General features: G+C 65.0%; 11 protein-coding genes. 5 read left to right on the top strand and 6 right to left on the bottom strand.

Annotation, left to right across the window (positions count from 1 at the left end):
* Positions 1–465 precede the first annotated feature (465 nt).
* Together EL337_RS13720 and EL337_RS13725 are read left to right on the top strand one after the other, a co-directional pair.
* Positions 466–1,491, top strand: coding sequence for an NAD-dependent epimerase/dehydratase family protein (locus EL337_RS13720; protein WP_048634465.1), 1,026 nt, complete (start codon positions 466–468; stop codon positions 1,489–1,491).
* A 532-nt stretch (positions 1,492–2,023) separates the two neighbouring features.
* On the top strand, positions 2,024–3,382 hold the full coding sequence (locus EL337_RS13725) for a pyridoxal phosphate-dependent decarboxylase family protein (protein WP_109860197.1): 1,359 nt from the start codon (positions 2,024–2,026) through the stop codon (positions 3,380–3,382).
* A 918-nt stretch (positions 3,383–4,300) separates the two neighbouring features.
* Here the strand turns inward: EL337_RS13725 and EL337_RS13730 are convergent.
* Positions 4,301–4,759, bottom strand: coding sequence for a winged helix-turn-helix transcriptional regulator (locus EL337_RS13730; RefSeq protein WP_048634467.1), 459 nt, complete (start codon positions 4,757–4,759; stop codon positions 4,301–4,303).
* Positions 4,760–4,812: 53 nt separating this feature from the next.
* Between EL337_RS13730 and EL337_RS13735 the strand changes: the two genes are divergently transcribed.
* The gene (locus EL337_RS13735; RefSeq protein WP_048634468.1) at positions 4,813–7,557 is read left to right on the top strand and encodes an AAA family ATPase; all 2,745 of its coding nucleotides are present in this window, start codon (positions 4,813–4,815) and stop codon (positions 7,555–7,557) included.
* Between the two features lie 224 nt (positions 7,558–7,781).
* Here the strand turns inward: EL337_RS13735 and EL337_RS28900 are convergent, their stop codons facing one another.
* From EL337_RS28900 to EL337_RS13760, 5 genes are all read right to left on the bottom strand, one after another.
* Positions 7,782–7,946, bottom strand: a complete 165-nt coding sequence (locus tag EL337_RS28900; protein ID WP_197724232.1) for a hypothetical protein — start codon at positions 7,944–7,946, stop codon at positions 7,782–7,784.
* Positions 7,943–9,340, bottom strand: a complete 1,398-nt coding sequence (locus EL337_RS13745) for an FAD-dependent oxidoreductase (RefSeq protein ID WP_048634469.1) — start codon at positions 9,338–9,340, stop codon at positions 7,943–7,945. Before EL337_RS13745 ends, EL337_RS28900 begins: the two co-directional genes overlap by 4 nt.
* Complete coding sequence (locus EL337_RS13750; RefSeq protein WP_232786885.1) at positions 9,337–10,155, bottom strand: alpha/beta fold hydrolase; 819 nt, start codon at positions 10,153–10,155, stop codon at positions 9,337–9,339. Before EL337_RS13750 ends, EL337_RS13745 begins: the two co-directional genes overlap by 4 nt.
* 198 nt (positions 10,156–10,353) lie before the next feature.
* Positions 10,354–11,073, bottom strand: coding sequence for a hypothetical protein (locus EL337_RS13755; protein WP_048634471.1), 720 nt, complete (start codon positions 11,071–11,073; stop codon positions 10,354–10,356).
* A gap of 175 nt (positions 11,074–11,248) precedes the next feature.
* Positions 11,249–11,683: a pyridoxamine 5'-phosphate oxidase family protein gene (locus EL337_RS13760; protein ID WP_197724233.1), complete on the bottom strand. Its 435-nt coding sequence runs from the start codon at positions 11,681–11,683 to the stop codon at positions 11,249–11,251.
* 151 nt (positions 11,684–11,834) lie between these two features.
* On the opposite strand from EL337_RS13760, the gene EL337_RS13765 reads away from it, so the two are divergent.
* Together EL337_RS13765 and EL337_RS29280 are read left to right on the top strand one after the other, a co-directional pair.
* Positions 11,835–12,482: a class I SAM-dependent methyltransferase gene (locus EL337_RS13765; protein ID WP_048634472.1), complete on the top strand. Its 648-nt coding sequence runs from the start codon at positions 11,835–11,837 to the stop codon at positions 12,480–12,482.
* Positions 12,376–12,594, top strand: coding sequence for an alpha/beta hydrolase fold domain-containing protein (locus EL337_RS29280; protein WP_370737210.1), 219 nt, complete (start codon positions 12,376–12,378; stop codon positions 12,592–12,594). Before EL337_RS13765 ends, EL337_RS29280 begins: the two co-directional genes overlap by 107 nt.
* The last annotated feature ends 15 nt before the right edge of the window (positions 12,595–12,609 follow it).

The following is a 12,609-nucleotide window of genomic DNA, read 5'->3' on the forward strand; positions in this document are numbered from 1 at the left end:
GATGGCACCAAGGGGGGTCATCAGGGACCACGGACAATACGTAGTCCTGGGTCCGTGGCCGTTCCGGGCCCGGCTTCACCTCGGAGGGCGGTTTGAGGACATGCTCAGGTGGAAGATGGCAGCACCGCGGCCGGGAGGCGAGAACCACGGATTTTCCGTGGTCCCAGACACTCGGTGGGTTGGCAGGCTGGCCGTGTGAGTACTCACGTGCTGGAACCGGCGGGGCCGAGGGGTTCGCCAATAGGACCGCGATTCCCCGGGTGCGGATCATGACGCCGCGGTAGGCACCGGCGGTGAATCGTCAGCACGGCGCCAACGAGGGGTTGGGCGCCGCGCGGATGGCTGTGCGTGGTGATTCGGTCGACGGCGACTTCGACGTCCACGGTGAGCTGATCTTGCCCGGTGAATGACTATCCTGCGAAACAGATTGCAATCCAGGGGATTTGACGAAGTAGTGAGGGATGCATGGCGGAGAAGTCAGTAGTGCTGGTCACCGGCGCCGCCGGTTACGTAGGCACCCACGTCGTGTGTCAGCTGCTCCAACGGGGTTACCCGGTGCGCGCCGCGCTGCGTAGCCCAGCGCGGGCCCAGGAACTCTCCGAAACGGTGGCTTCGGAGGGGCTGGACCCGCGCCGAATAGAGATGGTGCTCGCTGACCTCACCTCCGACGACGGGTGGTCGGAAGCGGTCGCCGGAGTCGTCGACGTGCTGCACATCGCCTCACCATTTCCCGCAGAAGCTCCCGAGAACGACGACGAGATCGTCGTCCCCGCGCGCGAAGGCACATTGCGCGTCCTGCGCCACGCCCGCGACGCGGGCTGCCGCCGGGCCGTCATGACGTCCTCGTTTGCGGCCGTGGGGTACTCCGCCAAATTGGTGCAGGATTGGACCGAAGACGACTGGACCGACCCGGACGACGACAACACCGCCTACATCCGGTCCAAGGCGCTCTCCGAGCGTGCCGCATGGGATTTCATCGATACGGAGGGCGGCGGCCTCGAACTGACCACGTTGGTACCCGTAGGCATCTTCGGGCCAACCCTCGGAACGCATCTGTCCACGTCGGTGAAGTTCATCCAGTCGATGCTCCTCGGTGCGCTAGATCGGGTGGCTCCTCAGTATTTCGGCATCGTCGACGTGCGCGACGTTGCCACGGCCCACCTGCAGGCTCTGACGACCGCCGGCGCCGCCGGCGAGCGCATCCTGCTGGCGGCTGACGGACCTCCAGAGAGCTTTCTCGGGATCGCCCGCGTCCTGCGCGAGGGTCTAGGGGCCGTCGCGTCGAAGGTACCCACCAGCGAGTACAGCGAAGCCGAAGTCCGCGAGCTCGCCGGGACGGTGCCGGAATTGCGCGAGGCGCTGTCGCGACTCGGGCAGCGACCGAAGATCAGCAACGCCAAGGCCAAGGCGCTGCTGGGCTGGGTGCCGCGCCCAGTCACCGAGACCATTCTTGATACTGCGCAGTCGCTGATCGCCAGAAACTTGGTGTGAACGACGAACACGCCGCCCGCGGGCATCGGCCTTAACGTCACTGTGACGAATTAGGCTTGGGCGCAGGGGGTTTCGAAGCCATGGGTGTCCGCCAGTGTCGGCTAGTTCTGGACCGTCAATCGTCCCGGTCCGGCGCTGCCAGTTCGTCACAAAAGCGGTCCGGGCGCCGTAGGTTCGCCGGCCGAGTGGGCACACGTGTATGGGACCTGGACAGGTGGCGCTGACAAACTGTTCTGCAATGTAGGTGGGGCAAGCTGCTGTACAGCGCCCAGGCATTCCTGGAGCGCTCCGAATTGGTTCCGGATCGAGCAGCTGCCACGGTGTCCGATCCGGAACTAATTGAGAGGGGGGAGTGCGCTTATTTGGGCACTCTCAAAAAGTTCTGGACGGAATCGTGGCTGTTTGTCCAGAACCAACCGAGAGTGTCGAACAAAATTCAGAACGACACGATAGTGCCGGACAAAGGATAGTTTCAATGGATCAGAATTCTGCCCCGATTCGATCCGACCTGTACGCGGCCCTGCCAAGGGCGATGGAGCTGGCGACCGAATACCTGGCGGGTCTCCCATACCGGCCGATCGATGCGATTACCAGCTACGACGACGTAGTCGATGCCCTGAGCGGGCCGCTGCCCGACCAAGGCACGAATGCGGTGTCGGTGGTCGAGCAGTTAGCCGCCACTCTCGGTCCGGCAACGATTGCGTGCGCCGGCCCCCGCTACTTTGGCCTCGTCGTCGGGGGAACGCTACCCGCGGCGTTAGCTGCCGACTGGCTGGTGTCGACCTGGGATCAGACGGCGTACAGCCGGATGTCGTCGCCGGCGGGTGCTGCAATCGATGCCGTCGCCGAGCGCTGGGTTCTTGACGCTCTCGGGCTGCCCACGGACGCATCCGTGGGTTTCGTGACCGGCGCCACGGCGGGAAACGTCGTCGGGTTGCTTTCCGCACGGCACGTGCTGCTAGCGCGGCGAGGTTGGGACGTCGAGGCCGATGGGCTCGCTCAGGCACCCCGTGTTCGCGTGCTGGTGGGCGACGAGGTCCATCCCTCGGTACTGCAGGCGTTGCAGATGATCGGTTTGGGAGCGCGCCGCGTCGAGCGCGTGGCAGTCGACGCACAAGGAGCCATGAGAGCGGACGCGCTCGCCGACGCGCTCGCCGCTGACTCCGACCCCGCCATCGTGTGCGCACAAGTCGGCAACGTGAACTCCGGAGCGTGCGATCCGATGTCGGAGATCGTCGCGGCAACCCACGAGCACGGCGGATGGGTTCACGTTGACGGCGCGTTCGGACTGTGGGCTTGCGCATCACCGCGACTGTCGGCACTGGTTCAAGGTGTCGAGCTGGCCGATTCATGGTCGACCGATGCGCACAAGTGGCTCAACGTTCCCTACGACTGCGGTCTGGCCGTCGTGGCCGATCCCCAAGCTGCCCGCTCGGCCCTGGGCGCCAACACCAGTTATCTGCCCACCAGTAGCGAGCGCGAACCCGGTGTCCTGGTGCCCGAGATGTCCCGGCGTGCACGGGCGGTACCCGTCTACGCAGCGCTCGCCTCGCTAGGCAGGCAGGGGCTGCGACAACTGATCGAACGCTGCTGCGACCATGCCGACCGTCTGGCCCAGACGATCCAGGGCATGCACGGCTTTGTGGTGTGCAACGACGTCGTGCTCAACCAGGTCCTGATCCGTGCTGACGACAGCGACGAGCGCACTTGGCTTGTAGCAGACCTCGTGCGACGCAGCGGAGAGGCGTGGGTCGCGGGAACCGAATGGCACGGTCGAGCGGCGATACGCGTTTCCTTCTCCAACTGGACGACAGCGGATAACGACGTCGACCGCCTCGCTGAAGCGCTGCGGCAATCGCTGGCGGCGGCGCGAAAGGCTCAACAGGAGTAAGGCCACTGCTGCGGCTCGGCGGAGCCGCAGCAGTGGGCGGCCTTCCTGGACGATTGCGCAGCCAAGCGCCAAAGCGGTGGCGTGCCCCCTGGGTCACGCCAAATCCGTCATCAGACGTAACGCCCGGCAAGGTCAGCGAAAGCTCAGCCAAACGGTCGAGAGAGGTTGTCTGCCAACAGGTTCCACGCCTCGCTTACCGTGCCCGATTCGTCACTGTGACGTATTGAGTCAGGTCGGCCGATTCGGAACGAGGGCCAGCCCTCGGCCCGTCCCGGAGAGGTGGTCGACAGACGATCGCGAGCACTCCCCGGGTCGTCCACCGTCATTGGCGTGAGGCCAATCCAAGCCAAGCCAGCGGCTAGCTTGATCGCCGGGTGCAACGACCGGGAAAGTCTGTGCAACAACAGATTCCGGTGTCCCGCTCGGCCAGGTCCATTTGTCACTGTGACGTAATGTTGACGGTCGGCGGGGAAGCGGTGAGGGGTCGCCGTCGACCATGGCCCGGCCCGCAACCTTTCATCAAGGTCCTTGTCGCTGCAGTCCGTCTCAGGCCTCGTGAGATACGCCATGGCTACGCCGGCCGAAGATCCGCAGATGCATGGGCAGGGACCTGGGCGGGTGTCGCTGTCAGATAGTTCTGGAACGCAGGGCGAGAAATCGGACAGCTACCAGACATTCCCGGATTACTCCCAACTAGTTCCGGATCGGACACACGGGGTCAACGTCGTCGGCCTGGGGTCGATCCAGGTATAACGAATTACCGATAAGCCACATTATGTCAACTAAGCCACTGCATATTGCATCAGATGAATCAACGCCTGGCCGCTTGCCGGCCATCACTCCTCCCGTCGGTTTGGACTGCGTTGCAACACTTTCCGGCCACCGTCCCCGCTCTCCTGCATTCAGATTCGGGTGATGTCACTGCCGGCTTGGATCGGCGATACGGACCAGGCGGACATCCGCGCTGCCGGCCGCTGTGCCGTCGCGGTGCCGGAAGCCTGCGATAACTGCTTCGCCATTGCCGTCGACGAATTGATACGGCGTGCCTTTGCTGCGGTCTGCATGCTTGTAGCCCCACTGGCCGATTGCTCCGAGAACCACGACCAAGTCGCGACCGGATTGGGTCAACTCGTAGCGGCTGCGGGTGCGGTCGCCCGGCTCGCGATACTCCACGGTTTCCAGCACGCCGGCCGACACGAGTTCAGCCAGCCGGGCGCTGAGGACATCCGAGGCAATCCCCAACTGCTCCTTGAACTCCGAGAATCGAGTTCTGCCCAGGAATGCTTCGCGAATGATCAGCACAGACCACCGCTGCCCAAGGACCGCCATAGCGCGCGCAATGGGGCAGGGATCGTCGGACCACGGATCAGTACGCATTACCGCATCGTATCTGAGTTGGTAAGTCCAATCCAGGATGGTACTGTCAGGGCGTGATCGGTCGCGACGACGAGCTGGAAGCGATCACCGCTGCCGCCGCCGGGACAGCGACCCGCGGATGCGCCCTGGTCGTTGACGGCGAGCCCGGGATCGGGAAGACCACGCTCCTGGCGGCCGCAGCGACGTGGGCGACGTGCCAGGGGTTCACTGTCTTGTCGTGTGCCGGGGTGCAGTCGCAGACCACGGTGGGCTATGCGGGTCTGCACGAATTGGTGCACCCGATTCTCAGTTGCGCCGACGCGTTGCCGGAGCACCAGCGGACGGCCCTTCTGGCAGCGTTCGGCCTCGCAGAGGCCGGCATGCCCAACCCGCTGCTCATCGGCGTGGCGACACTCGGGCTGATCGAGGAGGCCGCGGCCACCCGGCCCATGCTGCTCGTGATCGACGATGCGCAGTGGCTCGACGACTCCTCGCAGCACGTCCTTACCTTTGTCGGACGCCGCCTGGCGAACTCGCCGGTGATGATGTTGTGCGCAGCACGGCCCCGCATCGACGAGAAATCCTCGCAACTCGCGTCGCTGCCGCACCTCCGGTTGGACGCCCTGGACGTCGCGGAGTCGCGCGTCCTGATGAAGGAGGCGCTGGCCGATGTCGATGGGAAAGGACTCAGTGAAGCGATTCAATTGCGCGTCCTGACCGAAGCTGCGGGAAATCCGCTGGCCATCGTCGAACTCACGAAGGCACTGTTGGCCGGCAGTGACGAGGGGGCTGCCCCGTCGCCCACCCCCCTGCCGACGACGCGACGCATCGAACGCGCTTTCCTGGAGCAGTTGGACACCGTTCCCGAACCGAGTCGCCGGATGCTGGGTCTGATCGCCGCCGGCGGTAACACCAAGATGGCCGAACTCGCTGACGCAGCGCGGCGTGTCGGCCTGTCAGACACCGATCTCGACTCTCTCGAGCGGAGCGGGTTGATCACAGTCGTCGCCGGATCGCTCCAGGTGCGCCATCCTCTGATCCGGTCGGTGGCGTACCGGGTGACACCCCTGACGCAACGGTCAGTCTTTCACCGCGCATTGGCCGACGCGACGACCGATGCAATGAGAGCGGCCTGGCACCGCTCGGCGGCGGCCTACGGACCCGACGAGGCCGTCGCCGCCGCGCTCGAATCCGCGGCCCAAGAGGCGCAACTCCGTGGCGCGAACGCAGAAGCCGCGCGTGCGTGGCGGCGTGCTGCCGCGCTGTCCCCGTCGGCGAGCGAGCGCATCCGCCGCCTCGTCACCGCCATCGAACCCGCGTACCGGGCCGGGCTGACCACCGAGGCGATGGAAATCCTGGACGAAGCCGAGCCGTTGGCCACCGACCTACGGCACCAGTTCGATCTCGCGTTCGCGCGCTTCACCCTCGCCATCACCACCGGCGTCACCGCGCCGCCAGTAGTGGATCTGGTGGTGCTGGCAGATCGGTTCGGAAGCGACGGGAATTCGGACACGTGCATCCGCCTGCTCGCCGCCGCGGCAGCACAGTGCCGGATGCACGGACTCGCGGAACGCGACCGTGAACTGGTGGCCGAGCGCCTACACCGACTTGAAAACCTGAATCACCCCGCAGTCGAAGTCGCGTTGACAACCATCGAGGACACCAAGTATGCCCGCGAATTCCGTTGTCGCGCGGCGTCGTTACAGGACGCGCTGAGTACCGATTTGACGGCCCTGATGTCGATGGGACTGGCAGCAGAGGCGGCGTCTGACCTAGCCACCGCGCAGTCATGCTGGCAAGGTTCCATCAGGGTGGCTCGAAAGACAGGTGCGCCCGGGATCGAGTGCGAGGCGCTGCGCGGCGCGGCGCGATCGCACATCATCGCCGGGCAGTTGACCGAGGCCGCCGTCAGCGCGCACAACGCCTTCCGAATCGCCACTGATGCTGATCTCGGGCTGAGCATGGGTGCCGCAGCCGCCCTGCTGGCACGGATACAGGCATGCCAGGGCGATACGAAATCCGCACAACAATCACTGGTGACAGCTCAACAACATCTGCCCAGCGACACTCCCCTACTGTGGCGCGACGACCTGGCCTGGGCCAGCGGTCTGCTTGCTCTGACCACACACGACAACGAACGCGCCTTCACCGAACTCTCGCAGATGAACCGTGACCGCAGCTCCCGTCGCTGGGCAATCGCCGACCTCACCGAAGCCGCGGTCGCCAGCGGCCACACCCGAGTGATCGACCACCTGGTGGACGAGATCGACTCCGAGGCGAGCACACTGGGTTCCTCTCACGTTGTGATGCTGGTACACCGCAGCCGGGCCCTGCTTGCCGGCACGGACCAGGACGCAGAGCGCCACTTTCGCGCCGCTTTGGGCGTCGGAGAAGCCGCGGCCCAAGCGCCGCTGGAGTACGCCCGCACCCGGTTGACCTACGGCGAATGGCTCCGACGACAGCGACGCATCATCGACGCACGCACCCAGTTGACCGCAGCACTAAAAGTTTTCGAACACCGTCGCGCTCAGCCGTGGGCTCAGCGCACGCGGGGCGAACTGCGCGCGGCCGGGGTGCAGGTGCCGGGTGCAGCATCGGCGATCGACAGCTTGGCGCCCAAACTCTCGCCGCAGGAACTGCAGATCGCACAACTTGCCGCCGCCGGACTGACCAACCGCCAGATTGCCGACCAGATCTACATCTCGCATCGGACCGTCGCGGCGCACCTGTATAAGGTCTTCCCCAAACTCGGCATCACTCGACGCACTCAGTTGCGAGACGCCATCCGATTCGACAACGCTGCGCCCGCCGGCGAGTAGCCTGAAAAGCCAGACTGGTCTCGACGTGGGGCGGCGACCATTACTTCGACACCAGCGCAGATGATCTTCGGCGGTCGCAGCATCATGCGGAAGCCTCACCGGATGAGCCGTCGATAACGAGGACAAATTCGCGTTCAGCCACCGACGCCAGATTGCCCCGATGATCGAACCACTCCCCGTTCACGAAGCACCGCGCTCCTCGAACTTCGCACACGTTCAGTGATTCACGCCGCGCCGTTCATCGCCGAGACGATTCCCGCGGTCGGCAGCACCGCGTGCGCAAGGAACCGGTAGTTCACCACTGCTGCCCAGTTGCGCCCGGCGGGGCTCAGGACGTCGATCTGCGGGTCGATGATCACGACCGCGGTACTCGTCGGGTCGAACTTCACTTCAGCAGTCCCAACAGTTGGTTGAAGCACTCCGACATGGAGGGATGGGTGTAAATCTCGTCGCGCAGCTCCGAAGCGGTGATGCCGTGGCGCATCGCGAGGGCGACGATGTTGATCACCTCCTGTGCGTCGTGACACAGCAGGGCGGCCCCGAGAATCCTGTCGGTTTCCGCATCGACCACCACCTTCATCATCCCGGCCATGTCATCGACGATGCGCGCTCGTGCCACCGTCGCCAGGTTCACCACCGGGCTGGCCGCCACTGTGAGGTCGTAGCCCGCAGTGCGCGCTTGGGCCTCGGTAAGACCGACTCGGGCCAACGGAGGGGTCAGGAAAAGACAGTTCGGAACCGCCCGGCGCTGGGCTGCAGACCGGGGTTCCGCGGCACCACGGAGCTGATCGGACACGATGCGGTAGTCGTCGAGAGAGATGTAGGTGAACTGCGGTCCGCCGTTGACATCCCCGACCGCATAGATGTGGGGTTGGCTGGTACGGCGGAAATCATCTACCACGACGGCACCGGTGTCGGTGGTCTCCACCTCGGCCCTATCGAGTCGAAGATGCGCGGTGTTGGGCGTGCGCCCGAGCGCGATCAGCACGACGTCGGCCTCGACGGTGGCGGCACGTCCACCGACGCGATACCCCACGCGCGCCAACGGTGGCGAGACTGCTCTCGGAACAGCCTGCACCTCAGTGACTTCCGCTCCCGTCAGGATGGTGACTCCCCTATCGGACAGAACAGAAAGAGCAGCCTCGGCAATATCCTGATCCTCGTGCGCCAGCACGGCGGGGCGTTGCTCCAGAACGGTCACCGAGGTGCCGTAGCCGGCGTACATCGACGCGAACTCCAAGCCGATGTAGCCGCCGCCAAGAATCACAAGCCGGTCTGGGCGCGACGCACGCCGTAGCAACTCTGCACTGGTGACCACGACTGGACTGTGTCGCACGCCGGGCAGGTCGGGGATCACCGGAGTTGAGCCGGTACCGATGACGATGTCGCGCGCCACCACCGTGGCAAGACCGTCCTCGGTCTCTACCGCGACCGAGTTCGCGTCGATGAAGCTCGCCCGTCCGGTGAGTACCCGCACTGACGGGACGGATTTCAGCGCCGCTAGATTCGCCGCCCGCAACCCCGTGGTCAGTCGCTCTGTGGCGGCGACCGCATCCGCGTAAGCCAAGGTTCCCGATGACCCGCGTGGCGGGTGCTCGCTGCGGTACACCATCGACTTTGTCGGCACACAGCCCGTGTTGATGCAGGTGCCGCCATACATCTGGGCCGATTCCTCCACCAACACGACGCGCTGACCTTGTCGGCCCCACTCCGCCGCCAACGTCTTGCCGCCTTTGCCGAATCCGATGACGAGCAGATCGGCCTCGAGCACCGGCGGGGTCACGCGAGGAACTCGACAACCTCACGGGCGAAATCCGTGACATGTTGGAAGAGGAAGCCGTGCCCGGCATCGCTGTACAGAATGGCCTTGGCATTGGGCAGCCGGCCCACCATCGCGAAGGTGGCGTAGGCATCGATCATCCGGTCGTGCGCACCGTTGGCAACCAAGGTCGGAATGGTGATCTCCCCCAGTCGATCCCAAATACTCGCGCCGGTCGACGCGATGACCGCCAACTGCGCCTGCATCGTCTCGATCGACACCGGAACATGCTCCGGTGACAGAACGCGGTCGTCCAACCTCCGCAGCGACGTCAGTCCCAGCTTGCGACCCGGGTCCTCCTCTGGGAAAAACAGATAGAGAAAGTCATCGTCGTCGTTGGCGGGCTTGGTGGCGACCTGCCAGATCTTCGGATCGGGTTGAGGCATTCCGGGCACACCACCACCAGGAGAGCTGCCCGCGACAATCAACCGCCGCACCAGGTCAGGACGTCGCAGCGTCGCTGCCTGCACCACGATCCCACCCAACGACCAACCGAGCAGGTCCACCTCGGCCAGTCCCAGGGCGTCGACGAACTCGGTGAGTCCGCCGGCCAGGGCGTCCATGGTGGTCGGGGCGACGCCACCGGTCCTACCGTGCCCAATGTTGTCGAAGACGATCACATCGCGTTCGGCTCCCAGCGCGTCCAGGAACGCCGGATCCCAGTGATCCATCGTGCCGCGAAAGCGCAACGCCAGCACCAACGGGACACCGGTGCCCGCACCGATACGGCGGTAGGCGAACCGCGCACTCGGCCCGTCCACATACCGGGTCTCAGCCATTGGAGACAACGAATCCTTCATATTCCGTGCACCCTTCATCCACCACCGATCGTGTGCGAGATCGCCGCGGATCCACGCCCATTCTCGAATTCTTTTGCCTGCGGGCCCCGGGGGCCATAAGCACTTTGACTGTTGTTTCTGTCTGGAGACCCGTCTCTGGAATCCGACCGCCCTATCAGCGCGATTCGATTCCCACGGTTACTCAAAGGCGAAGTCGGAAAGGTCCACCGAGACGATCAGGGGTTCAGCGGCCGCAGTGTTGTCATCGTTGCGTGGAAAAATGCGCAGCTTGGAGGGCAACACGATTCCCTGCACGGTGACAGGTTCGAGGAGATAGCGAGCCGCGGGATTGCTGCCTTGAATATCCACATCGTAGTCGTGGCGACGCAGCAGCCCCGTTTCGTCGACGTAGAAGGTTTGGAGCGTGCTGTGGGTGGCGATGTCTTGAGGGAAGGTTACGCGCAGCCGCCGCCAGGTCTCGCCGTTCTCGGTCCACGGGTCGACCTCCTCGGCGACGACCCCTGGTCGCGCCAGGATGAACGGAGAAGTCAGGTAAGTCCACATGGTGTACCCGGCGAAATAGGCGACCTGCGCGTTACTCCAGGGCGTTTCCATGACGTATCCGGCGAACGAGTCGCGGGGTTCGTCGAGCTGCTCGACCACCTCGCCTGCGGGCGTTTCGATGGTGACTCGCTTCGGGGTGAACTGAGAACGGTGATCGGTGGGGGCGAAAGGCCAGTGCGACACCCACTCTCGGTTGAGGTCGACGCGGACTGTGGCCTCCTGCAATACTGTCGGCTGGCCCTTGAGCCCCCACAGCACACCGCCTTGGCGCAGTCGGGCGTTCAGGAAGGCGAACTGGCGGAACCGGTCGAGGCCGCCGTGCGCATCGAACATGAGTTCAACCAAGTCAGTCATCTTGTCTCCTCAGAAGTGTGCATCCCCGTGAGATTCACAATGGGAAGAAGCTGGTGGTCTGGTCAGCTCCATGCCACGACTCTGGACCATCGTCGACTGACCGGGCATCCGTAAGATGACTAGATTTCGGCGCCCTCGGACGCTTGGTCAGCGCTACGAGAAGTGGTCGGTAATGCTAGGACTCCTTGGAATAGTCGACGCTCAGCCAGCGCTCGGGCCGCATCCGAAACAACAGTGATTCGGCGTCGGGATGGTCGTTGGCGAACGACTCCGTGAATGCGTTGCCGCCCTCTTCGCCGAGATAGCGAATGGCGATTGCGCGCCTGGTGGCATCGTCGGCGGTCTCGATGGAGGTCACCGACCCCTCAGCAGTCACGTAGCGGTAGGGGTATGTCTCATCCTGAGCAGTGATGGAGAAGCGCCCGGCCGCGGTGATGAGTCGAGCCTTGAGCGACCCCGCCAGGCTGGAGACGAGAACCTCTCCCCCGGGCTCGTAGGCGTACCAGATCGGTACGGACAGCGGTGCGCGATCAGGGCGTTCGACGGCGATCACACCCACGTGCAGTTCGGCCAGGTACATCTCGCGTTCCGTGCTGGTCATCTTCGACATGATCAGACCAACCCCGTGCCCCCCGGCTCGATTCCCGACCCGGCCTCTGAGGCCGAGACGCCGGGTGTACGGCCTCCCCTATGGCCTAGTGAGCTTGCCAGATCGGCAATCGGCTTTGCGTTTGTGTCGTGGGTGACGGCACGCTGGGGACATGACACATGACAGCGCCGCGTGGGACGAGCGGTACTCGCAGGAGGAACAGCTCTTCAGTGGGCGGCCGAACGGCGCACTGGTGGCCGAGGTGGCGGAAATGGCGCCAGGCCGTGCACTCGACGTCGGGTGCGGAGAAGGCGGTGATACCGCCTGGCTGGTCAAGCAAGGCTGGCGAGTGACGGCCCTCGACGTCTCCCGGGTGGCGCTGGATCGCGCGATGCGCCGCGCGGGCGACGCGACCACCAACGTCGAGTGGGTGCACGCGGGTCTCGTGGACGCAGCGCTCGCGCAGGGCGCCTTCGACCTCGTGTCGGCCCAGTACCCCGCGCTGCTACGGACGCCGACGAACGACGCCGAGCGCACACTGATCGGCGCCGTCGCACCCGGTGGCACCCTGCTGGTCGTCCATCACGCCGACATCGACGTCGAGGCCGCCAAGGCGCACGGCTTCGACCCCGCCGACTACGTGATGCCGACCGACGTCGCCGCATTGCTCGACGACGGCTGGGAGATCGAGGTCGATGAGCGCCGCGTCCGCGATGTGCCCGCCGGCGGCGGCTCGGGACATACCCACGACGTCGTGCTCCGCGCGCGCCGGAGCGCTTCGAAGCACGAGGCGCGGTGTTCCCCCTCTCCCACCGCGTGATCACCGAGCACGCATCGACCCGGGCATCGAATTGGTCAGTGTCGATTACCGACTCGCGCCGGAACATCCGTTCCCCGCGGCACTGGGCGGTCTACTCGGAGGTGGCGCGTGACCGTCCCACCGTCGT

The organism is Mycolicibacterium aurum, assembly GCF_900637195.1.
In the GTDB taxonomy this organism is placed as follows: Bacteria; Actinomycetota; Actinomycetes; order Mycobacteriales; family Mycobacteriaceae; genus Mycobacterium; species Mycobacterium aurum.